General features: G+C 72.1%; 20 protein-coding genes. 11 read left to right on the top strand and 9 right to left on the bottom strand.

Annotated features, from left to right (window positions below):
* Positions 1-22: 22 nt before the first annotated feature.
* Positions 23-2,857, bottom strand: a complete 2,835-nt coding sequence (locus OG448_RS17875) for a penicillin acylase family protein (protein ID WP_405555026.1) — start codon at positions 2,855-2,857, stop codon at positions 23-25.
* Between the two features lie 269 nt (positions 2,858-3,126).
* Between OG448_RS17875 and OG448_RS17870 the strand changes: the two genes are divergently transcribed.
* The 6 genes from OG448_RS17870 to mscL all read left to right on the top strand — a co-directional run bounded on the left by OG448_RS17870 (position 3,127) and on the right by mscL (position 8,926).
* Positions 3,127-4,632 (top strand): potassium/proton antiporter, encoded by a 1,506-nt coding sequence (locus OG448_RS17870; RefSeq protein WP_405558842.1) that lies wholly within the window; start codon positions 3,127-3,129, stop codon positions 4,630-4,632.
* Positions 4,633-4,853: 221 nt separating this feature from the next.
* Positions 4,854-6,140 carry an MFS transporter gene (locus OG448_RS17865; protein WP_405555024.1) on the top strand — a complete coding sequence of 429 codons (1,287 nt, stop codon included), beginning with the start codon at positions 4,854-4,856 and terminating at the stop codon, positions 6,138-6,140.
* Between the two features lie 67 nt (positions 6,141-6,207).
* Positions 6,208-6,513, top strand: a complete 306-nt coding sequence (locus tag OG448_RS17860) for an FmdB family zinc ribbon protein (protein WP_405555022.1) — start codon at positions 6,208-6,210, stop codon at positions 6,511-6,513.
* Between the two features lie 108 nt (positions 6,514-6,621).
* On the top strand, positions 6,622-7,455 hold the full coding sequence (locus OG448_RS17855; protein ID WP_405555021.1) for an S-methyl-5'-thioadenosine phosphorylase: 834 nt from the start codon (positions 6,622-6,624) through the stop codon (positions 7,453-7,455).
* Positions 7,456-7,651: 196 nt separating this feature from the next.
* The gene (locus tag OG448_RS17850) at positions 7,652-8,263 is read left to right on the top strand and encodes an RcpC/CpaB family pilus assembly protein (RefSeq protein WP_405555020.1); all 612 of its coding nucleotides are present in this window, start codon (positions 7,652-7,654) and stop codon (positions 8,261-8,263) included.
* Positions 8,264-8,404: 141 nt separating this feature from the next.
* The gene (gene mscL, locus OG448_RS17845) at positions 8,405-8,926 is read left to right on the top strand and encodes a large conductance mechanosensitive channel protein MscL (RefSeq protein ID WP_391299023.1); all 522 of its coding nucleotides are present in this window, start codon (positions 8,405-8,407) and stop codon (positions 8,924-8,926) included.
* Positions 8,927-8,945: 19 nt separating this feature from the next.
* On the opposite strand, the gene OG448_RS17840 is transcribed toward mscL, so the two are convergent.
* Positions 8,946-9,122 (bottom strand): hypothetical protein, encoded by a 177-nt coding sequence (locus OG448_RS17840; protein WP_086695572.1) that lies wholly within the window; start codon positions 9,120-9,122, stop codon positions 8,946-8,948.
* Positions 9,123-9,195: 73 nt separating this feature from the next.
* On the opposite strand from OG448_RS17840, the gene OG448_RS17835 reads away from it, so the two are divergent.
* The 3 genes from OG448_RS17835 (at position 9,196) to OG448_RS17825 (ending at position 11,811) form a co-directional block, all read left to right on the top strand.
* Complete coding sequence (locus OG448_RS17835) at positions 9,196-9,816, top strand: flavin reductase family protein (RefSeq protein ID WP_405555017.1); 621 nt, start codon at positions 9,196-9,198, stop codon at positions 9,814-9,816.
* Between the two features lie 25 nt (positions 9,817-9,841).
* Entirely contained in the window at positions 9,842-10,879 is a 1,038-nt protein-coding gene (locus tag OG448_RS17830) for a P1 family peptidase (RefSeq protein ID WP_405555016.1), read from the top strand.
* Positions 10,880-11,064: 185 nt separating this feature from the next.
* Positions 11,065-11,811 (top strand): DUF6227 family protein, encoded by a 747-nt coding sequence (locus OG448_RS17825; RefSeq protein WP_405555014.1) that lies wholly within the window; start codon positions 11,065-11,067, stop codon positions 11,809-11,811.
* Between the two features lie 83 nt (positions 11,812-11,894).
* Here OG448_RS17825 and OG448_RS17820 read toward each other — a convergent pair whose 3' ends face one another.
* From OG448_RS17820 to OG448_RS17805, 4 genes are all read right to left on the bottom strand, one after another.
* Complete coding sequence (locus OG448_RS17820; protein ID WP_405555012.1) at positions 11,895-14,006, bottom strand: fructose-specific PTS transporter subunit EIIC; 2,112 nt, start codon at positions 14,004-14,006, stop codon at positions 11,895-11,897.
* Positions 14,007-14,115: 109 nt separating this feature from the next.
* Positions 14,116-15,063 (bottom strand): 1-phosphofructokinase, encoded by a 948-nt coding sequence (pfkB, locus tag OG448_RS17815; RefSeq protein WP_405555010.1) that lies wholly within the window; start codon positions 15,061-15,063, stop codon positions 14,116-14,118.
* Complete coding sequence (locus OG448_RS17810; RefSeq protein WP_135787710.1) at positions 15,060-15,821, bottom strand: DeoR/GlpR family DNA-binding transcription regulator; 762 nt, start codon at positions 15,819-15,821, stop codon at positions 15,060-15,062. Before OG448_RS17810 ends, pfkB begins: the two co-directional genes overlap by 4 nt.
* A 151-nt stretch (positions 15,822-15,972) precedes the next feature.
* Positions 15,973-17,469: an MFS transporter gene (locus OG448_RS17805; RefSeq protein ID WP_405555008.1), complete on the bottom strand. Its 1,497-nt coding sequence runs from the start codon at positions 17,467-17,469 to the stop codon at positions 15,973-15,975.
* Positions 17,470-17,532: 63 nt separating this feature from the next.
* Here OG448_RS17805 and OG448_RS17800 point away from each other — a divergent pair, with 63 nt between their 5' ends.
* Positions 17,533-18,513 carry a helix-turn-helix transcriptional regulator gene (locus OG448_RS17800; RefSeq protein WP_405555007.1) on the top strand — a complete coding sequence of 327 codons (981 nt, stop codon included), beginning with the start codon at positions 17,533-17,535 and terminating at the stop codon, positions 18,511-18,513.
* Here OG448_RS17800 and OG448_RS17795 read toward each other — a convergent pair.
* Positions 18,504-19,112 (bottom strand): TetR/AcrR family transcriptional regulator, encoded by a 609-nt coding sequence (locus OG448_RS17795; RefSeq protein ID WP_405558841.1) that lies wholly within the window; start codon positions 19,110-19,112, stop codon positions 18,504-18,506. The genes OG448_RS17800 and OG448_RS17795 overlap by 10 nt on opposite strands.
* Positions 19,113-19,633: 521 nt before the next feature.
* Positions 19,634-20,662 carry an RNA polymerase sigma factor RpoD/SigA gene (locus OG448_RS17790; RefSeq protein WP_405555005.1) on the bottom strand — a complete coding sequence of 343 codons (1,029 nt, stop codon included), beginning with the start codon at positions 20,660-20,662 and terminating at the stop codon, positions 19,634-19,636.
* Between the two features lie 191 nt (positions 20,663-20,853).
* Here OG448_RS17790 and OG448_RS17785 point away from each other — a divergent pair, with 191 nt between their 5' ends.
* Entirely contained in the window at positions 20,854-21,381 is a 528-nt protein-coding gene (locus OG448_RS17785) for a GNAT family N-acetyltransferase (protein WP_405555004.1), read from the top strand.
* A gap of 15 nt (positions 21,382-21,396) precedes the next feature.
* Here OG448_RS17785 and OG448_RS17780 read toward each other — a convergent pair whose 3' ends face one another.
* On the bottom strand, positions 21,397-22,185 hold the full coding sequence (locus tag OG448_RS17780) for a dioxygenase (RefSeq protein ID WP_405555002.1): 789 nt from the start codon (positions 22,183-22,185) through the stop codon (positions 21,397-21,399).
* Between the last annotated feature and the right edge of the window lie 125 nt (positions 22,186-22,310).

Here is a 22,310-nt window from a genome sequence, read left to right as displayed (position 1 = left end):
TACGGTTGACGCCGTCAGTGGCTCACGGCCGCAGGTTCAGCGTGTCCTTCGTGCTGTCGTCGACCGACCCGGCCGAGAAGGACCAGGGCAGCAGATCGCCGTCGGCCCACTTGTCGGTCTGGTCGGTGTAGTGGGCGTTGAAGGCGTGCCCGGAGGCGCCACTGAGGTTGATCCAGCGGGACTTGTCGAGGTCCGCCAGGTTGACGACCATCCGCATGGACGGCACCCACACCACGCCGTAGCCCCCGGCGGCGTTCCAGCCGGTCGCGTTGACGGTGGCCTCGCCGCCGCTGAGCTTCCAGGGGCCGCGGTTGAGCGCGTACTGGAGCAGCTCCGGGCCCTGAAGGCCGAGGGTCTGGTTCTTCAGGAACAGCCGGTGCAGGCGGCCCCAGCTCCAGGTGTCGATGTCCTTGCCGAGCTTGGCGGTCAGCTCCCAGCGCGCGTCGATCATGGCGCGGGTGAACAGCTCGTCGCGGTTGTGCGCAGCCGGGCGGTTGCCCGACTTGGGAGCCTGCCACCACTGGCTGTCCGGCTTGTCCATGAGCGTGCGCACGACCTCGAACCAGCGGTCGCCGCCGTCCGGCTGCGCCTGGTCGGCGTCCCGCTGACCGCACTCGCGGACCTTGCTCCGGTCGTCCAGCGGACCGGTGCTGCCCGCCCGCTCCACCCACAGGCACTGGTTCTTGGCACGCAGCTCCTTGGGGAGCTTGTCGCCGAAGCCGAGCTTGAGGATGTTGCGCCACACGGCGTTGAAGTAGGCGGCCGCGGCCGAGTCGGCGTCCTGGGTGTAGTCCCAGCCCTCCAGCAGCTTCTGCGCCTTGCGGACCTCGGGGTCGTCCAGGTCCAGCTTCAGCAGCTTGGGCACCAGCAGCTTGGCGATCTCGCTGCTGTTGTCGAGCTGCATCTGGCGCATGTCGTCGGTGGAGACCTTGCCGCCGTCCTTGATCTTGGACTCGATCAGGTCGGCGATGCGCTGGCTGCGGGTGCCGTAGCCCCAGTCGGTGGTCAGGGTGTAGGGGTACTTGTCCTTGTCGACCACGGCCTGGTTGGCGGTGACGATGTAGCCGCGCTTCGGGTTGTACTCGAAGGGCAGCTCGTCCTGGTCCAGGAACCCGGTCCAGCGGTACTCGGAGTCCCAGCCCGGCGCCGGCACCGAGCCGTCGTCGCCCGTGGCGCGGGTGGGGATCTTGCCCGGCAGGGTGTAGCCGATGTTCTCGGAGTCGGCGTAGATCAGGTTCTGCGAGGGCACGTCGAACAGCGCGGCGGCCTTGCGGAAGCCGGACCAGTCGGACGCCTTGTCCATGGCGAACACGGCGTCCATGGAGGTGCCGGGGTCGAGCGCGGTCCAGCGCAGCGCGATGCCGTAGCCGTCGCCGCGGTCGGGGGCGGCGGTGTCGACGCCTGCCTTGCGGCCGACCTCCACCAGCTCGTCGTCGCGGTCGGAGAGCAGTGGCATGCCGTCGGCGGTCTGGCGTACGACGATCTTCTTGGACGCGCCCCCGGCGACCTTGATGGTCTCCTCGCGGGTGCGGAAGGGGCGGACCTTGCCGTCGTCGAGGTAGCCGTCGCCGGAGATCTTCTCCAGGTAGAGGTCGCTGACGTCGACGCCGGAGTTGGTCATGCCCCAGGCGATGTTGCCGTTGTGGCCGATGACCACACCGGGCATGCCCGCGAAGGTGTAGCCCGCCACGTCGTACTGGCACTTGCTGGAGACGCTCCGGCAGTGCAGGCCCATCTGGTACCAGACCGAGGGCAGCGACGCCGAGAGGTGCGGGTCGTTGGCGAGCAGCGGCTTGCCGGTGATGGTGTGCGCGCCGGAGACGACCCAGGAGTTGGAGCCGATGCCCTGGCCGTTGACGCCGACGGCGGTGGGGAGGTCGTCGAGGACCTTGGTGAGGCCGGTGAGCTGGCCGCTGAGGCCGGTGCCGGTGCCGGCCGTGCCGCCGGTCGCGCCCTGGGTGCCCTGCGTGCCCTGGGTGCCGGTGCCCGTACCCGTGCCGGTGTTGCCCGTCGTCCCCGTCGCGCCCTGGGTGCCCTGGGTGCCCGTGCCGGTTCCCGAGGGGGCGCCGTCCTGCTGGAAGGTCTTGCTCAGCGCGCTGTACTGGCCCTCGCGCACGATCGGCTTGTTCCGGTCGTAGGGGTAGTCCGGGTACAGCTCGCGGATCTGCTGGGGATTCAGACGGCTGGTCATCAGGGCGCGGTCGGTCTCGTCGCGCATGTTGCCGCGCAGGTCCCAGGCCATCGCCTTCAGCCACGCGACGGAGTCGACCGGGGTCCACTCGGCGGGCTTGTAGTCGTTGGTGAACCCGAGGGCCGCGTACTCCAGGGAGATGTCCTGGCCGTCCTTGCCCTTGAGGTAGGCGTTGACACCCTTGGCGTACGCCTGGAGGTACTTCTTCGCGGAGGCCGACAGCTTGGTGTCGTACTCCTGCTTCGCCACCCGGTCCCAGCCGAGGGTGCGCAGGAAGGCGTCGTTCTTGACCTGGCTCTTGCCGAACATCTCCGACAGGCGGCCGGAGGTGAGATGGCGGCGCACGTCCATCTCGTAGAACCGGTCCTGCGCCTGGACGTAGCCCTGCGCCATGAACAGGTCGGCGTCGGAGGAGGCGTAGATCTGCGGGATGCCGTAGCCGTCGCGCTTGACGTCGACGGGGCCGGAGAGGCCCTCGAGCGTGACCGATCCCTTGGTCTGCGGGAAGGAGGCACGCACGGTGCTGATGGACCAGAACGCCCCGAAGGCTATGCCTCCGATGAGGGCCAGGACCAGCAGAATCACGACAAGTCGGGCTTTGCGCCCCTTCTTCCTGCCGGACGTGCCGGGCTTGTCACCCGATGTGGCGGTGGTGTTGGGGGGCATCGCTGTCCTTGCTGTCCTCACGCGAGCGGCAGGCGGGGCTGTGACTTTGAATGAGCGCTGGAGCAACCATAGGCGCAGGCCCCGGAACCACTTGACGCGGAGTCGGGAACCAGCGCGCACGGGCGTTCGATCTTGCCAACCCGAGCGTCAAGGAAGCGTCAAGAGTTAGGTAAGGTAACGAAGTAGTCGGGTGCGGTCCGCCGCCCCTCGGTGTCTTGTGTACGCGAGCCCACGTGCGCCCCCGCGTGGGCCAATGAAGGGATGCGCCGCTGACTGTCCACCACCTCAACCAGCTCCTGTTCGCCTGCTCGCTGGTCCTCCTGGTCGCGGTCGCGGCCGTGCGGATCTCCTCGCGCAGCGGGCTCCCCAGCCTGCTCGTCTACCTCGGGATCGGCGTCCTCATGGGCTCCGACGGCGTCGGGAACATCCACTTCGACAACGCCGAGATGACCCAGGTCATCGGGTACGCGGCCCTGGTCGTGATCCTCGCCGAGGGCGGTCTGGGCACGAAGTGGAAGGAGGTGCGGCCGGCCCTGCCGTCCGCCTCCGTGCTGGCGACGGTGGGCGTAGCGGTGAGCGTCGGCGCGACGGCCGCGGGCGCGCACTATCTGGTCGGGCTGGAGTGGCGGCAGGCGTTCATCATCGGCGCGGTGGTGTCCTCGACGGACGCGGCGGCCGTGTTCTCCGTACTGCGCAAGATCCCGCTCCCGTCGCGCGTGACGGGCACGCTGGAGGCGGAGTCCGGCTTCAACGACGCCCCGGTGGTCATCCTCGTCGTCGCCTTCTGCCAGGCCGGTCCGGTCGAGCACTGGTACATCCTGCTGGCCGAGATCGTGCTGGAGCTGGCCATCGGCGCCGCCCTGGGTCTCGCGGTGGGCTTCCTCGGCTCCTGGGGGCTCAGGCACGTCGCCCTGCCCGCCTCCGGTCTCTACCCGATCGCCGTCATGGCCATCGCCGTCACCGCGTACGCGGCCGGCGCCCTGGCCCACGGCAGCGGCTTCCTCGCCGTCTATCTGGCGTCGATGGTGCTGGGCAACGCCAAGCTGCCGCACTGGCCGGCCACGCGCGGGTTCGCGGAGGGGCTGGGCTGGATCGCGCAGATCGGCATGTTCGTCCTGCTCGGCCTGCTGGTGACCCCGCACGAGCTGGGCGACGACGTGGTCCCCGCACTGATCATCGGACTGGTGCTGACCATGGCCGCCCGGCCGCTGAGCGTGGTGCTGAGCCTGACCCCGTTCCGGGTGCCGTGGCAGGAGCAGGCGCTGATGTCCTGGGCGGGGCTCCGCGGCGCGGTCCCCATCATCCTGGCGACCATTCCCATGGTGAGCGGGGTCGAGGGCAGCCGCCGCATCTTCAACATCGTCTTCGTCCTGGTCGTCGTCTACACCCTGGTCCAAGGCCCGACCCTGCCCTGGCTGGCCCGCAAGCTGCGGCTCGGCGAGGAGGGCGAGGCGTCCGACCTCGGCATCGAGTCGGCTCCGCTGGAGCGGCTGCGCGGCCATCTGCTCTCGCTCACCATCCCGGACGGCTCCCGGATGAACGGCGTGGAGGTGGGCGAGCTGCGGCTGCCGCCGGGCGCCGCCGTCACGCTGGTCGTCCGGGACGGCAAGTCGTTCGTGCCCTCCCCCACGACCGTGCTGCGGCACGATGACGAGCTGCTGGTGGTCGCCACCGACCCGGTCCGCGACCAGGCCGAACGCCGTCTGCGCGCGGTCACCCAGGGCGGCAAGCTGGCCGACTGGCTGGGTTCGGGCGGTAAGGAGCACCGGCACTGAGGGTGCTGGTTCTCACAGGTCCGGCGGCGGGGACCGCCTGTACGATCAAGGCATCTGATCGAACCAACTCTGTCCGATTCGTCTGACGCAGAGCTGGCGCGACCGTATGGCGGCCGGACCCGAGCAGTTCCACCGGTATCTACCGCAGTTCCGCGCGCAAGAGGACGGCTCTCGGTGCCCCCCGCACGGGCGCGCTACCAGGCGGAAGAGAGGCACGGGCCGTGGCATCCACGGTCACCACCGAGCGGTCGGCACGTCCGGGTTACGGACAACTGCTGCGCACGAAGGGCGCGTGGACCTTCCTGGTCCCCGGCTTCGCGGCACGCCAGCCGTTCGCCATGCTCACCATCTCCATCGTGCTGCTGGTGCGGCACACCACCGGCTCCTACGGCGCCGCCGGCGCCGCGGCGGCGGTCACCGGGGTCTCCATGGCCCTGTTCGCGCCGTACAGCGGCCGCCTGGCGGACCGCTACGGCCAGCGGGCGGTGCTGATGCCCGGTGTCGTCGTGCACGCGGCGGCGGGGCTCACCCTGACGGCGCTCGCGCTGGCACACGCCCCCCTGTGGGTGCTGTTCGCGGCGGCGGTGCCGACCGGCGCCTCGGTCCCGCAGGTCGGCCCGATGGTCCGGGCCCGCTGGGGCGCGCGGCTGAAGGGATCGCCGCTGATGAGCACGGCGGCGGCCTTCGAGTCGGTCACCGACGAGCTGACCTTCGTCGTCGGCCCGCTGCTGGCGACCGCCCTGTGTACCACCGTCACCCCGTCGGCCGGACTGGTCACGGAGGCCGCGCTGACCCTGGTCGGCGGCCTGCTGTTCGCCGCCCAGCGGGGTACCCAGCCGCCGGTGCCGCCGCGTTCCGAGGAGACGGAGGACACCGCGCACGCGCCCGTGTCCGCCCTCCGGGTGCCCGGCGTACGGGTGCTGATCGTGACGTTCCTCGGCATCGGCACGGTCTTCGGCGGGATGCAGGTCTCGCTGGCCGCGTTCACCGAGTCCATCGGGGAGCCCGGTCTGAACGGCGTCCTCTACGGCGTCTTCGCCGCCGGAAACATGCTCTCCGGGGTGGTCTGCGGCGCGGTCGCCTGGAAGTCGTCGCCCCGGCGCCGGCTCATGGTCGGGTACGCGGCGCTCGCGCTGGCCACGTCCGCGCTCTGGACGGTGCACTCGGTGCCGCTGCTGGCCGGTCTCGGCCTGCTGGTCGGCATGTGTGTCGCGCCCGCGCTGATCACGGGGTACACCCTGGTCGAGGACCTGGTGCCGGCCGGCGCCCGGACGGAGGCGTTCACCTGGCTGACGGGCGCGGTCGCGCTGGGCCAGGCGGCCGCCGTCACGGTGGCGGGACAATGGGAGGACCGGCTGTGGGACGGCGCCGGGTTCCTGGTCCCGATGGCCGGGACCGTACCGGCGCTGGCGACGATTCTCGCCCTGCGTTCCCTGCTGGTGGCGCGGGCCCGGAACCGTACCGTGGCGCGTGGCGTCGGTCACCGCGAGCCGGTCACGGTGGACTGATCCACGGGAATGCGTCACTATGGAGCATCGTTAGCACTCATTGAGTGAGAGTGCCAGGAGGAAGACAGTGCCGACCTACCAGTACCAGTGCAAGGACTGTGGCGAGGGCCTCGAGGCGGTGCAGAAGTTCACCGACGACGCCCTGACCGAGTGCCCCAACTGCGGTGGCCCCTTGAAGAAGGTGTTCTCCGCCGTCGGCATTGTCTTCAAGGGCTCCGGCTTCTACCGCAACGATTCGCGCGGTGCGTCGTCGAGCAGCAGCCCGGCCGCGAAGTCGTCCGGCTCGTCGTCCTCGGACTCGAAGTCGTCCTCGACGTCCTCGTCTTCGTCGACCTCCTCGACGCCGTCGTCCTCGGCCGGCTCCGCCGCCTGAGAACCCAGCCTTCCCGGACCCTGCCGTCATCCGACGGCGGGGTCTTCGGCGTGCGTGCGCACAGGTGCTCCTGGTGACCGGTTTCGGGGGCCCGTTAGGGTGCTGGGCATGGCGAACGCAGAGATCGGCGTAATCGGCGGCTCGGGCTTCTACTCGTTTCTGGACGACGTGACCGAGGTCCAGGTGGACACCCCCTACGGGGCGCCCTCCGACTCCGTCTTCGTGGGCGAGGTCGCGGGCCGCCGGGTGGCCTTCCTGCCCCGGCACGGGCGCGGGCATCATCTTCCGCCGCACCGCATCAACTACCGGGCCAACCTGTGGGCGCTGCGTTCGCTGGGCGTCCGGCAGGTCCTCGGGCCGTGCGCGGTGGGCGGGCTGCGGCCGGAGTACGGTCCGGGCACCCTGCTGGTGCCGGACCAGATGGTCGACCGCACCAAAGCGCGGCAGCAGACGTTCTTCGACGGGCTCCCGCTGCCGGACGGCACGGTGCCCAACGTGGTGCACGTGTCGCTGGCCGACCCGTACTGCCCGACCGGGCGGAGCGTCGCGCTGAAGGCGGCCCGTGGGCGGGACTGGGCCCCGGTCGACGGCGGCACGCTGGTCGTGGTGGAGGGGCCTCGCTTCTCCACCCGCGCCGAGTCGCTGTGGCATCAGGCGCAGGGGTGGTCGGTGGTGGGGATGACCGGGCATCCGGAGGCGGCGCTCGCCCGTGAGCTGGAGCTCTGCTACACCTCGCTGACCCTGGTCACCGACCTGGACGCGGGTGCGGAGACCGGCGAGGGGGTGTCCCACGACGAGGTGCTGCGGGTGTTCGCGGCGAACGTGGACCGCTTGCGGGGGGTGCTGTTCGACGTGGTGGCGGGGTTGCCGGCCACGGCGGAGCGGGACTGTCTGTGTGTGGGGGCGCTCGGGGGGATGGAGCCGGGGATTCCGCTGCCGTAGGTGGGCTGGGGCGGGGCTGAGGGGGTCTGCTTTGCGGGCTGCCGGGGTCCGCAGTGCGGGGTGCGCGGCGGATTTCCTCGTTCGGGTGATGGAGTTTTCCACAACCGGTGGGTGGTCCACAGGCTCCGGCGGGGTTCGGCGGGACGGGTCATCGTGGGGATCGCAGAGCGTTCCCTCGTCCCAGGTGGTGACCCAGATGTCCGTGAACCCGAACACCGTCCCCGCTCCCGCTTTCCGTGTGCCACGCCCGCTGGGGACCGATGCCCCGGCGACCCGTGAGGTCCCCTTCTTCCCGCCCCTGCGCGTACGGGGCGGTGGCGGACCGGCGGGGCGGCTGGCGCGGTACCGGGGCCGGGCGGTCGCCGCGGGGCTGGCGGTGACGGCGGCTGCGCTGGTCGCGGCCGGCCCCCGCTCCCCGGGCGGCGGTACTCCGTCCGCCGAGCGGCCCCGAGGGCATCCGGCCGCCGATCCGGTGCGGGGGCGCGGGCCGGGTGAGCTGGTCAGAGCCCCGGTCCGCATCGCAGACGCGGCCACGGTCCGGCTGCTGCGCCCCGGTGACCGGGTGGACGTGGTCGCGGCGGAGGAGCGGTCGACGGGTGGCGGGTCGGCGCGGGTGCTGGCGCGCGGGGCCCGGGTGGCCCGGCTGCCGGAACCGCTGGAGCGGGCTTCAGTGGACGGTTCGGCGCCGGGAGCGGGTGAGGGAAGCGTCACGGAGGGGGCGCTGGTCGTCCTGGCGGTACCGCGTGCCACGGCGGCTCGGCTGGTGGGGGCGAATCCCATGGCCAGGCTGGCGGTGACGCTGTGGTGAGCCTTGCCGGCGGCACTTCCGGAAGCGGGCGGTCAAGTCGCTCGATCGAGCGACGGGATTGGACAGGGTGGCCGCACCTTGACGTAGGTTGCGGAACGCTCTGTTCCCCAGCCTGTGTACACGACGAGGAGATCCACCGCGGTGAACGCGAAGAAGGAAGCGGCGAGCATTCTGGACGGCTTCAAAGCCTTCTTGATGCGCGGCAACGTCATCGACCTGGCGGTCGCGGTGGTCATCGGCGCCGCCTTCACCAACATCGTGAACTCGGTGGTGAAGGGCATCATCAACCCGCTGGTCGGGGCGATCGGCACCAAGAACCTGGACCACTACAGCTCGTGCCTGAAGGACCCCTGCAAGGTCGGAGCGGACGGCAGCGTCGAGAGCGGCGTGCCGATCATGTGGGGTTCGGTGGCCGGTGCGGCACTCAGCTTCCTGATCACCGCCGCGGTCGTGTACTTCCTGATGGTGATGCCGATGTCGAAGTACCTGGCCCGGCAGGAGGCTCGCAAGCAGGCCCGCACGGGCAAGACGGAGCCGGAGCCGAACCCCGTGACCGAGCTGGAGGTCCTCCAGGACATCCGCGACCTGCTGATCGCCCAGCGCACGGGCACCGTCGACGGCGTGGTCAAGCAGCAGCGCCCGGCCGGGCCGGACGTGCGCTAGCGGAAGCCCACCGTAGCGTTCAGAGGTGGTGGGGCGGCTTCTCGTCGAGGAAGCGCCTGAGGTCGGCGGCGCTGTCGCCGGCCGGACGCTCGCCCCACCCCCGGTCGGTGTCGTCCGAGGACTGCTGGTTCAGCGGGTCGTCGAAGACGAGCGCGGCCTTCGGGTCGCGCGGCTCGGGTGCGGGGGCGTCACTCATGCCTCCAGGGTACGGTCCGCCGCCCGGCACACTTCGGCGCCCGCCGAACGAACCCGTTCCTAGGCTCGTCACCATGAACAGCCACACGGCGATCGAGCCGAGCATCCTCTACTTCGGCACCCCAGTGGTGCTGCTGTCCACGGAGAACGAGGACGGCACCTTCAACCTCGCCCCCATGTCCTCGGCATGGGCGCTGGGCAGCACAGTCGTCCTCGGCCTGGGCCGCGAGGGCCAGACCGCCCGCAACCTCCTCGCCCGCCCCGAGCTGGTCATCAACCTCCCCGCCCCGCACCAGTGGCCCGCGGTGGAGCGCCTGGCCCCCCTGACCGGCCGCGACCCGGTCCCCCCGACGAAGGCGGCGGGCTGCCGTTTCGAACCGGCCAAGTTCGCCGCGGCGGGCCTGCGCGAAGAGCCCTCCCACACCGTCCGCCCACCCCGCGCGGCCGAGTGCCCCCTCCACCTGGAGGCCCGCGCCGAACGCATCCGCCCCGACCTCTCCGGCGACTGCGTCATCGTCGAGACGACGGTCCTCAAAGTCCACGCGGCCCCCGACCTGCTGATCCCCGGTACCCACCACATAGACCCCGCCGCCTGGAGCCCCCTGATCTACAACTTCCGCCACTACTTCGGCCTGGGCCCGGAACTGGGCAGCTCCTACCGCACGGAGACACCGCGCACGACCGGCGTCCGCTGAGGGGGCGGTGGGACAGACTGCCCGTATGACGACGGCTGGGGCGTTGACGGACGTGGACGGGGTTCGGGTCGGGCATGCCGGGCGGTGGGGTGGGGGGTGGCTCAGTGGGGTGAGTGTGGTGCTCGCGCCGGAGGGTGGGGCCGTCGCCGCCGTGGATGTGCGGGGTGGGGGGCCGGGGACCAAGGAGACCGATGCGCTGGACCCGCGCAATGTGGTGCGGCGGGTGGACGCGGTCGTGCTGGCCGGGGGCAGCGCGTACGGCCTGGACGCGGCTTCCGGGGTGATGGCGTGGCTGGAGGAGCGGGGGCGGGGGGTGCGGGTGGGGCCCGAGGCCGGGCATGTGGTGCCGGTCGTGCCCGCCGCCTGTCTGTTCGATCTGGGGCGCGGCGGGGACTTCCGGGCCCGTCCCGACGCGGCGATGGGGCGGGCCGCGGTGGAGGCGGCGGCCGCCGGCGCGCCGGGTGGGCCGGTGGCGGAGGGGTCGGTGGGGGCCGGGACCGGGGCGGTCGCCGGGTGTCTGAAGGGCGGGGTCGGGACCGCGAGCACGGTGCTCGAATCCGGGATCACCGTGGCCGCGCTCGTGGTGGTGAACTCCGCCGGGGCCGTGCTGGATGCCGAAACGGGGGTGCTGTACGGGGAGTTGTTCGAGGGTCCGGTGGTGTACCCGGAGCCGGAGGTGCGGGAGGCCGCGCGGCGGCGGCTGGCGGAGGTCGCCGCGCGGAACGCTCCCCCGCCGCTGAACACCACGCTCGCCGTGGTGGCCACCGACGCGGACCTCGACAAGGCGCAGGCGCAGAAGGTGGCCGGTACCGCGCACGACGGCATCGCGCGCGCCGTCCGCCCCGTACACCTGCTGCACGACGGCGACACGGTGTTCACCCTGGCCACCGGCGCCCGCCCGCTGGACCCGGCGCCGACCGCGCTGAACGAGATCCTGGCCGCCGGCGCGGACCTGGTGACGCGCGCCGTCACCCGCGCCGTGCGCGCCGCGCGCCCGGTGTCGGAGCCGGGCGGGGCGTGGCCGTCGTACGAGGAGTTGTACGGGGAGAGGCAGGGGAAGTAGGGGAAGAAGAGACGTAAGGGGGCGGAAAAGCCTTGGCCCGCACGGCATTTCGGTCGCCGACCGGGAACTCTTCGGCCGTGCCCGGCGTTTACTCCAGTACGTTTCTCGGTTCCCGGACACGATGTCCGACCGAGGGGCTACGGTATGCACCCACCAGGTGACATGCAGCGACGCCGGGAGACACCTTGAGCGTTCCGTACGAGACGGCGGAGCACGAATCCGCCCAGTCGCCCGAGTCTCCGGAGGAGCACCTCGCGCGACTCCTCGGCCGTGCCCTGAACTCGTTCGAGCTGCCCGACGAGGTGATAAGAGAGCTGGACTGCGCGCTGGCGCACGACAGTTCGCTGCACTCCGCACACCACAGCGCGGGGCTGCACCGCGAGACGTACCGGCACACCTGGCTGCTCCCGGACGGCTCGGCGGTCACCCTCTGGGAGCTGGCGCACAACACCGCGCCGGGCGAGGAGGCCCAGCACGAGGTGTACCTCGACGAGGAGGAGCTGCACACCGCCACGACCCGGCTGGCACTGCCGTACGACACCTCGGACTTCGAGCTGCCGGTGCTGACCGAGCTGGGTGCGGTGCCGGAGCCCCGGCACGCGTACGTGGCGGACAACTCCCCCGACCACGCCCGCAGGTTGCTGCGCCGGGCGGAGAACCCGGACCGCCCCGGCAAGGAGCTGGCGGCGCTGCTGGCCACGGCGGAGGCGCACGAGATCACCCAGGCGTTCGGCCGTCCCGGCCGGACCGCGCGGGCCGGGGTCAGTTTCGCGCTGTACGAGCACGCGTTCCTGCTGCGGGACGGGCGGGAGATCTCCCTGTGGGAGGTCGAGCACACCGCGACCCCCGACGGCCGGCACATGTGCGAGGTGTACACCACCCCGGAAGCGGCCCGCGAAGCGATGGAACACCGAGCGGCCCGGCACGGCTGACGGCACCCGACGCGCCGCGTCCCCCCGGCGGGATCACCGAGGGGACGCGACCGTGGGGACGGTGTCAAAGGGCGGGGGGGTACTCAGGCGGCGACCGGCTGCTTGCTCCCCTTCTCCCCCGTCGCCGCGCCCTCCGCCGCACCGGCGGCCGGGGTGCCCTGGGCCGGCTTGCGCATGCCCTTGAGCAGGACCACCAGGGCGGTGCTGACGCAGACGCCCGCGGCGATGGCGACGAGGTAGAAGAGCGGGTTGCCGATCAACGGGACCACGAAGATGCCGCCGTGCGGGGCGCGCAGCGTGGCGTCGAACATCATCGACAGGGAACCGGTGACCGCGCCGCCGACCATCGCGGACGGGATGACCCTGAGCGGGTCGGCCGCGGCGAACGGGATCGCGCCCTCGGAGATGAAGGAGGCGCCCAGCACCCAGGCGGCCTTGCCGTTCTCGCGCTCGGCCGGGGTGAAGAGCTTGCCGCGCACGGTCGTGGCCAGGGCCATCGCCAGCGGCGGGACCATGCCGGCGGCCATCACGGCCGCCATGATCTTCATCGCGGAGTCACTGGGGCTGGCGACGGCGATACCGGCGGTGGCGAAGGTGTAGGCCACCTTGTTGACCGGGCCGCCCAGGTCGAAGCACATCATCAGGCCGAGGAGGGCGCCGAGCAGGACGGCGTTGGTGCCGGTGAGGCCGTTCAGCCAGTCGGTCATGCCCTTCTGGGCGGCGGCGATGGGCTTGCCGATCACCACGAACATCAGGAAGCCGACGACCGCCGAGGAGATCAGCGGGATCACCACCACCGGCATGATGCCGCGCATGGCCGCCGGTATCCGCACCCGCTGGATCGCCAGCACCACGCCACCGGCGATCAGACCGGCCGCCAGGCCGCCGAGGAAGCCCGCGTTGATGCTGAGCGAGATCGCGCCGCCGACGAAGCCGGGCACGAGGCCGGGCCGGTCGGCCATGCCGTAGGCGATGTACCCGGCGAGCACCGGGACCAGGAAGTTGAACGCCATGCCGCCGATCTGGAACAGCAGCGCGCCCCAACTGTCGGACTGGGTCCACACGAAGTGGTCCATGACGGAGGGCGCCTTGTTCACCGTCCAGCCGCCGATGGCGAAGCCCAGAGCGATGAGCAGACCGCCCGCCGCGACGAAGGGAACCATGTAACTGACGCCGGACATCAGCCACTTGCGGAGCTTGGTGCCGTAGCCCTCGGTGGAGTCGCCCGCGCGGTCCACGGGGGTGCCGGTGGCACCGGCGGGGGCGGTCTTCTCGCCGCGTTCCGCCTTGGCACGGACCTCGGAGATGAGTTCGGCGGGGCGGTTGATGCCCGCCTTCACACCGACGTCCACCGTGGGCTTGCCGGCGAAGCGGTCCTTGTCGCGCACCGGCACGTCGTGGGCGAAGACCACGCCGTCCGCCGCCGCGATCACCGCCGGGTCGAGCCGCGTGAAGCCGGCCGAGCCCTGCGTCTCGACAGTCACCTCGACGCCCGCCTCCCGGCCGGCGTTCTCCAGCGACTCGGCCGCCATGTACGTGTGGGCGATGCCGGTCGGGCAGGAGGTGACGGCGACGATGCGGAACGGGCGCTCTTCCGGGGCCCCGGCCTCGGGTGTCTCCGTGGTCGTACTGCCCGCCGCGGCGCCGGCGGAGGCCGCCGCCGGCGCCGTGGCGGTGTCTGTGGCCTCCGCGGCAGAGGCATCCCCGGCGGAGGCACCTGCGGCGGCCGCACCCTCGGCAGCCTCAGCCGGAGTCACGTCCCCCCGCACCAGCGCCGCCGCCGTCTCCGCGTCGGAGACGGCCCGCAGCGCATCCGTGAACTCGGAGTTCATGAGCTGCCGGGCCAGCGAGGAGAGGATCGTGAGGTGGGCGTCGTCCGCCCCGGCCGGGGCCGCGATCAGGAAGATCAGGTCGGCCGGGCCGTCCGCCGCGCCGAAGTCGATCCCTGCGGCGCTGCGTCCGAAGGCGAGCGTCGGCTCGGTGACGTGCTCGCTGCGGCAGTGCGGGATGCCGATGCCGCCGTCGAGACCGGTCGGCATCTGGGCCTCGCGGGCGGCCACGTCGGCGAGGAAGCCGTCCAGGTCGGTCACCCGCCCCTTGGCCACCATGCGCTCGGCGAGGGCACGTGCCGCCGCTTCCTTGCTCTCGGCGGACAGGTCGAGGTCGACCAGGTCCGCGGTGATCATCTCGCTCATCGCGGGCTCCTTTGCTCGCGTATCGCCCTGCTGTGTGGGGTGGGCGCACCGTGAATGGGGACGTGGGGGTGGGAACAGGGGGCGGCGGCGGGCCGTCGGTACGGGCCGTTCATGACACCGGCTCCGTCAGCACCCGGTCGACCGGAACGTCCGCCGTGACCGTGACCGAGGCGGGATCCAGATCGGCCGGCGTCGGCATCACGCTGCCCGGCAACTGCACCGCGGCCGCGCCGTGCGCCACGGCGGAGGCGAGGGCCTCGGGCCCGCTGCCCCCGGCGATCAGGAACCCGGCGAGGGAGGAGTCCCCCGCGCCGACGTTGCTGCGGACGGCGGCCACGCGGGCGGTGCCGAACCAGGCGCCCTCGCCGTCGACCAGTAGTTGGCCGTCGGCGCCAAGGCTGGCCAGGACCGCGCGGGCGCCCATCGCCCGCAGCTCCTCGGCGGCCTTCACCGCGTCGCCCACGGTGGACAGCGGGCGGCCGACGGCGGCGGACAGTTCCTCGGCGTTGGGCTTGACCACGTCGGGCCGGGCCCGCAGCGCCTCCAGCAGAGCCGGTCCCGAGGTGTCCAGGGCGATGCGGGCGCCGCCGGAGTGGGCGCGGGTGACGACATCGGCGTACCAGGACGGGGCGAGGCCCAGCGGGAGGCTGCCGCAGCAGGCGATCCAGTCGGCGTCGGCCGAGTGCGTGCGCACGGCGCCGAGGAGTGACTCCTCCTCGGCGGCGGTCAGTTCCGGGCCCGGTGCGTTGATCTTCGTCAGGACGCCGTCCGCCTCCGCGAGCGCGATGTTGGACCGAGTGGCCCCGGCGACCGGCACGGGCGCGACCTCGATGCCCTGGGCGTCGAGCAGCTCGGCGATCAGGGCGCCGGGCGCGCCGCCGAGCGGCAGGACGGCGAGGGTGCGCCGGCCCGCTGCGGCGACCGCGCGGGAGACGTTCACGCCCTTGCCGCCGGGGTCCATGCGCTCGCCGGAGGCGCGGATGACCTCGCCGCGCTCCAGGACGGGGACCTCGTAGGTGCGGTCCAGGGACGGGTTGGGGGTGACGGTGAGGATCATGCGCGTACTACTTCCGTGCCGCCGCGCTCGATGACGGCCGCGTCTTCGGGGCTGAGCCCGCTGTCGGTGATCAGCAGGTCCACGTCGCTCAGGTCGCCGAAGCGGGCGAAGTGCTCCTGGCCGTGCTTGGCGGAGTCCGCGAGCAGGACGACCCGGCGGGCGGCGGCGACGGCCGCGCGCTTGACGGCGGCCTCGGCGAGGTCGGGGGTGGTCAGACCGTGCTCGGCGGAGAAGCCGTTGGCGGCGACGAAGGCCACGTCGGCGCGGATCTCGCCGTAGGCGCGCAGGGCCCAGGCGTCGACGGCGGCGCGGGTGCGGTTGCGGACGCGGCCGCCGACCAGGTGGAGCTGGAGCCCGGGGTGGTCGGCGAGGCGGGCGGCGATCGGCAGGCTGTGGGTGACGGCGGTGAGCGTCGCCTCCAGCGGGATCGCGGCGGCCAGCCGGGCCACGGTGGTGCCCGCGTCGAGGATGACCGTGCCGTCGACCGGGAGTTCGGCGAGGGCCGCCTTGGCGATGCGGTCCTTCTCGTCGGCGGCGGTGGACTCGCGCTCGCTGAGGTCGGGCTCGAAGTCGAGGCGGCCGGCCGGGATGGCGCCGCCGTGCACCCGGCGGACCAGGCCCGCGCGGTCGAGGGCCTTCAGGTCACGGCGGATGGTCTCCGCCGTCACCTGGAACACCTCGGCCAGCGACAGCACGTCCACCCGGCCGCCGTCACGGGCGAGCCGGAGGATCTCCTGCTGACGCTCCGGTGCGTACATGTCCGCCTGCCTCCGAACCTCGGCCCACCGTCCCGGCTCATGCCCGAACGTGTGGTTTCACTGCGAGGCTACGCCCGAGTTTCCGGAAAGTAAACGGGCTCGGGCTTCATTCGGACATGAACGGAACTTCAGCAGGCGGACCCGGACACTCTCAGACCTTCAGCAGCTCCCGCTCCTCCACCGGCTCCCCCGCGCCCTCACCCTCCACATGCTGCGCGGGCCGCTTCGGCAGCGCCGACATCAGCAGGAAGATCACGCCCATCACCCCGGCCACCCACCACAGCGCGTGCTGGAAGGCGCCGACGAAGGCCGGGCCGACCTGCGCCCGGGGGAGCCGGTCCGCGATCTGCCCGAAGAAGACGACGGACACCAGGCCGAGGCCGAGCGCGTTGCCCATCTGCTGCACGGTGTTGATCAGGCCGGAGGCCGATCCGGCGTGCTCGCGCGGCACCTCGGAGAGCACCGCGTCGGTCAGCGGGGCCACGATCAGGCCCATGCCGACGCCCATCACGACCAGCGGAAGCGCCATCTGCCAGGAGGCGATGGCCAGTCCGTACCGGTCGGACTCCCAGATGTAGAGGAGCACGCCGAGCCCCATCGTCAGGGCGCCGGCCTGGAGCACCTTGCGGCCGAAGCGCGGCACGAGGAACTGCACCGACAGCGCGGCGGCCGTCGACACCGCGAGGGAGAAGGGCACCCCCGTCAGCCCGGCGCGCAGCGCGCTCCAGCCGAGGCCGATCTGCATGTACAGCGTCCAGACCAGGAAGAAGACACCGAGCGCGACCCCGAACACGGTCTGCACGGCGATCCCGGCGGCGAAGCTGCGTACCCGGAACAGGGACAGCTCGACCAGCGGGGAGCCGTCGCGGGCCGCCTTGCGCCGTTCGTACGCGACCAGCGCGGCGAAGACGGGGAGCGAGCCCGCCATCAGCAGGTGGCCCCAGAGCGGCCAGCCCAGCTCGCGGCCCCGGGTGAGCGGGTAGAGCAGCATCAGCAGGCCCAGGGTCACCAGGGCGACGCCGACGAGGTCCAGCTTGAGGGCGCGGGGTGCGCGGGACTCGGTGATGTAGCGGCGGCCGAGCAGGACGGCGGCGATGCCGACGGGGAGGTTGATGAGGAAGATGGGCCGCCACTGAAGGCCGAACAGGTTCCACTCCGTCAGCAGGGCGCCGAGCAGCGGGCCAGAGACCGCGCCGAGGCCGACGACCCCGCCGAACAGGCCGAAGACCTTGCCGCGTTCGTGGGCGGGGAAGGTGGCGTGCACGATGGAGAGCACCTGCGGGACCATCATCGCGGCCATGCCGCCCTGGAGGATGCGGGCCGTGACCAGCATCGCCGGGTCGACGGCGAAGCCGCACAGCGCCGAGGCGAGGGTGAAGCCGCCGACGCCGAGCAGGAACAGCCGCCTGCGGCCGTGGATGTCGCCGAGCCGCCCGCCGGTGATCAGACCGGCCGCGAACGCCAGCGCGTACCCCGCGGTGATCCACTGGATCTGGCTGAACGAGGCGCCCTCGTCCCGCTGGATGGAGGGGATGGCTATGTTCACGATCGTCACGTCGACGAGGTCCATGAAGGCCGCGGTCATCACGATGGCGAGCGCGATCCAGCGGCGCCGGTCCGCGCCGGAGGTCTGTTCCGTTGAGGTCATGTACGCCACGCTAGTGACCCAGTAGGTCAGAACGTGTCCTAGATGTGCGGCATGCTCGGACGCATGACGACGGACACCCCGGCTCGGCTGCTGACGCTCCTGTCCCTCCTCCAGACCCCGCGCGAATGGCCCGGCGGCGAGCTGGCCGGCCGGCTCGGGGTCTCCCGCCGTACGGTCCGGCGCGACATCGACCGGCTGCGCGAGCTGGGCTATCCGGTGCAGGCCAGCAAGGGCGCGGAGGGCGGGTACCGGCTGGTCGCGGGGAAGGCGATGCCGCCGCTGGTGCTGGACGACGAGGAGGCCGTAGCCATCGCGGTCGGGCTGCGCGCGGGTGCCGGGCACGCGGTGGAGGGGGTGGACGAGGCGTCGGTACGGGCGCTGGCCAAGCTGGAGCAGGTGCTCCCGGCCCGGCTGCGCCGCCAGGTGGCCACCCTCCAGGCCGCGACCACCCCGCTGACCAGCGGCGACGGCCCGACCATCGCCCCGGAGACGCTGACCGTGATGGCGTCCACGATCGCCGGTCACGAACGGCTCCGCTTCGCCTACCGCGCCGGGGACGGCAGCGACTCGCGCCGGCTGACCGAGCCGCACCGCCTGGTGTCCACCGGGCGGCGCTGGTACCTCGTCGCCTACGACCTCGACCGCGAGGACTGGCGCACCTTCCGCGTGGACCGGGTCAGCGACCCGTTCGCCACCGGCGCCCGCTTCACCCCGCGCGAACTGCCCTCCGGCGACGCGGCGGAATACCTGCGCCGCTCGATCCAACGGCGCAACGAGACCTGGGAGTTCACCGTCCACTTCGCGGCCCCCGCCGACCAGGTCGCCGCCCGTGTCCCGCACTGGTTCGGCGCCCCCGAACCGGACGGCCCGGATCACTGCCTCCTGCACGGCACGACCGGCGACCCGGTGGAGTGGCTGGCGGTCCGGCTGGCGATGACGGGGCACGAGTTCACCGTGCGGAGTCCGGACGTACTGGCCGTGGCGGCACGGGAGTTGGGGTCACGGCTGCTCCGTGCCGGGGGCCCGCCCGCCCCTCAGCCCTGAGGGGACTCCCACGCGAAGTCGCCCAGGGCCACCAGGTTGCCGAGGGCCAGGGCGGCGGGGCCCGCCGGGCCGGTGGGCGGGGCCTCGGTGAGGGCCCAGGTCTCCACGGCGACCCGTACGGCAGCGCCCGCGACGGCGGCGGCGAAGCGGAGGTGCGGGGTGGCCGCCTCGGCAACGTTGTCGGCGTCGTCCTCGGCGGGCGCCAGCCGCGCGGCCAGCGCCTCCGCGAGTTCCGTCTCCGACGCCTGGCAGACCTCCGCCCAGACCTTGCCGAGGGCCGGGCTGGTGTGGGCCATGCGGATCAGGGTGCGGGCCCATTCCCAGGCGGACGCGGAGACACCGACGCCGGGGGCGAGGGTGCGGTCGACGGCGTGCCGGAGGGCCTCGGGGAGGGTGAGGTGGGCCGGGGCGGCGCGGACGGCCTCGGTCCAGAGCTGGGCGCCGGCCGCGTACAGCGGGGCCACCGCCTCCTCCTTGGAGGCGAAGTAGCGGTAGAAGGTGCGTGGTGCGATGCCCGCCGCGTGCGCGATGTCCTCGGCGCGGGTGGTCCGCAGGCCCTGCCGGACGAAGAGGGTCGCGGCGGCGCGGGCGATCTCCATGCGGGTCTCGGCCTTGCGGCGCTCGGTCAGGGAAGCCGCCGGAGAGGCCGGGTACGAGCGCCTTCGGGCGGTGGTGCCGGTGTTGCCGGTGTTACGGGTGGTACGGGGGGTGCTCACCTCGGCAGGCTATGCCCCTGTGGCAGAATCTGCCATTCGGCGGGTCACCCCGTGGTTCAGGTGCGGGGTGGCCCGCTGCCCCACGCCCACACCCGGCGCTCCCGCAGGCAGAAACTCTCCCCCAGGCAGAAAAAAGCCGGGCCCCGGCGCCGGGGGGGTGGCGCCGGAGCCCGGCCGGGAAGTCCCGACGCCGGGGGGGGGATGGCGTCGGAACTGGTCCGTGGGGCCCGCCCCGGAGGGCGGGCGTGCGGGGCGGTGGGGACGCCGCGCGGTACTCGGTGGGAGTGCGGCCCCCGGAGTCTGGACTCCGGTGCCCGCAAGGGTTGTTCCCGCGCCCGGAGGCGTTGAAGCGACGGGACCGCGCCATGTTGGCACCGCATTCCGCCACGACGCCCCCCGGGGTCCTACGCCGCCGCGTCGAACCCCGTGTCGTGGGCCAGCTTCTTCAGCTCCAGCAGGGCGTGCTTCTCTATCTGCCGGATGCGCTCACGGGTCAGCCCGTGCTCCTTGCCGACCTCGGTGAGGGTCCGCTCGCGGCCGTCCTCGATGCCGTACCGCATCTTGATGATCGACGCGGTGCGCTCGTCGAGGCGGCCGATCAGGTCGTCCAGCTCCTCGCGGCGCAGCAGGCTGAGCACCGACTGCTCGGGGGATACCGCGGAGGTGTCCTCCAGCAGGTCGCCGAACTGGGTCTCGCCCTCGTCGTCCACCGACATGTTCAGCGAGACCGGGTCACGGGACCAGTCGAGCACGTCCGTGACGCGCTCCGGCGTGGAGCCCAGCTCGGCGGCGATCTCCGCGGGCTCAGGGTCCCGGCCGTGCTCCCGGTTGAACTCGCGCTGCACCCGGCGGATACGGCCCAGCTCCTCCACCAGGTGGACGGGGAGCCGGATGGTGCGGGACTGGTCGGCGATCGAGCGGGTGATGGCCTGGCGAATCCACCAGGTCGCGTACGTGGAGAACTTGAAGCCCTTGCGGTAGTCGAACTTCTCGACCGCGCGCACCAGGCCCGCGTTCCCCTCCTGGATGAGGTCGAGCAGGGGCAGGCCGCTGCGCGGGTAGCGCCGGGCTACGGCCACGACCAGGCGGAGGTTGGAGCGGATGAAGACGTCCTTGGCCCGCTCGCCCGCCTCGAACAGCGCCTCAAGCTCCTCGCGGGACGCCTCGGCGCCGGTCTCCTCCTGGCCGTCGAGGACCTGGCGCGCGAAGACGCCGGCCTCGATCGTCTGGGACAGCTCGACCTCCTTGGCGGCGTCGAGCAGGGGCGTACGCGCGATCTCGTCGAGGTACATGCCGACCAGGTCGCGGTCGGCGATCTCGCCGCCGCGCACGCGGACGCTGCTTGCCGAGTCTGCCGTCTGTCCCCCAGAGCCCGGAGCCTGGGAGGTGCCCCCATTGGCGGACTTACGACGGGCGACGGCGCGGGTTGCCATGCGTGCTCCCTTGCGGTGGTGGCTGGCAGGTGGTCCTGGCGAACGCTCGGCACTCCGGACCCTCCCTCGGGACTCTCCTCGGGTGCCCTGCATCCGTGGGAAACAACGACTGGAATCCGGACAGAATTCCCAACCCACCCCTCAATTTTTCTGATCATGCAGTACCCTGTCGGCCCACAGAGGGAGGTCGCATGGTCCCGAGCGGTACGGAAGTGCAGGTCAGGCCCGGAACGGAGGCCGATCTCGACGCTCTGACCGCGCTGTACAACCACTATGTGACTGAGACGGCCATCACATTCGACCTGGCCCCCTTCACCCCCGAGGAGCGCCGCCCGTGGCTGCTCTCCCACCCGGAAGACGGCCCGCACCGCCTCCTGGTTGCCACGGACACGGATTCCCGTCGCGTCCTCGGCTACGCCACCTCGGGCCCCCACCGCCCCAAGGCCGCGTACGCCCCCTCGGTGGAGACCTCGGTGTACCTGACCCCGGACGCGACCGGCCGGGGAGTGGGCACCCTGCTCTACGACGCCCTCTTCGCCGCACTGGCCGAGGAGGACGTGCACCGCGCCTTCGCCGGCATCACCCAGCCGAACCAGGCGTCGGTCAAGCTGCACGAGCGCTTCGGCTTCCGGCACCTGGGCACCTTCGGCGAGGTCGGCCGCAAGTTCGGCCGCTACTGGGACGTGGCCTGGTACCAGAAGGAACTGAAGTCCGGCTGAGTCACCGGCGCGGTTTCAGCCGAACTGCACGGACCGCTTGGCCAGCCCCATCCAGAAGCCGTCGATCACCGACTTGTGCGCGTCCGCGCCGGCCGCGCCGAGCGTGACGAACAGTGGCGCGAAATGTTCGGTCCGGGGGTGGGCCAGTCTCCCGGCCGGGGCCTTGGTCTCGAAGTCCAGCAGCGCGTCCCAGTCGCCGGCGTCCAGCGCGGCCCGGCCCCAGTCGTCGAACTCGGCGGACCAGCCCGGCACGCCCTCGCGGTGCCGGAGCGCGGCCAGGTTGTGGGTGAAGAAGCCGGAGCCGACGATCAGCACACCCTCGTCACGCAGCGGCGCGAGCCTGCGGCCGAGGTCCATCAGCCGGGCCGGGTCGAGGGTGGGCAGGGAGACCTGGAGGACCGGGACGTCGGCCTCGGGGAACATCTCGACCAGCGGGACGTAGGCGCCGTGATCCAGACCCCGGTCGGGAATGTCCTGGACGGGCATGCCGGGGGCGCGCAGCAGCTTGCGTACGGATTCGGCCAGTTCAGGGGCGCCGGGGGCGTCGTAGCGCACGCGGTAGTAGTGCTCGGGGAAGCCCCAGAAGTCGTAGACCAGCGGGGCGGTGTGGGTGGCGCCGAGGGCGAGGGGGGCCTCCTCCCAGTGGGCGGAGACCATCAGGATCGCCTTGGGACGGGGGAGTCCGGCGGCCCAGGCGGCGAGCTGGCCGGGCCAGACGGGGTCGTCGGCGAGCGGCGGCGCGCCATGACTGAGGTAGAGGGCGGGCATGCGGTCGGGAGCGGACGGCTCGGCGGGGTGGTGCATGACGGCTCCTCCCAAGGCGGGCCTCAGCCACCAGACGCCGAGGCTTTGCTTTAACTCTCAAGCATTACTCGGTCAGATTACGCCCGACTTGTTCAAGTTTCAAGAAGGTGGCTCGTACAGTGGGA

Origin of the sequence: Streptomyces sp. NBC_01171 (assembly GCF_045039805.1) — a bacterium.
GTDB lineage: Bacteria > Actinomycetota > Actinomycetes > Streptomycetales > Streptomycetaceae > Streptomyces.
The sequence above is the reverse complement of the archived record's forward strand: the minus strand, read 5'-3'. Positions and strand labels throughout refer to the sequence as shown.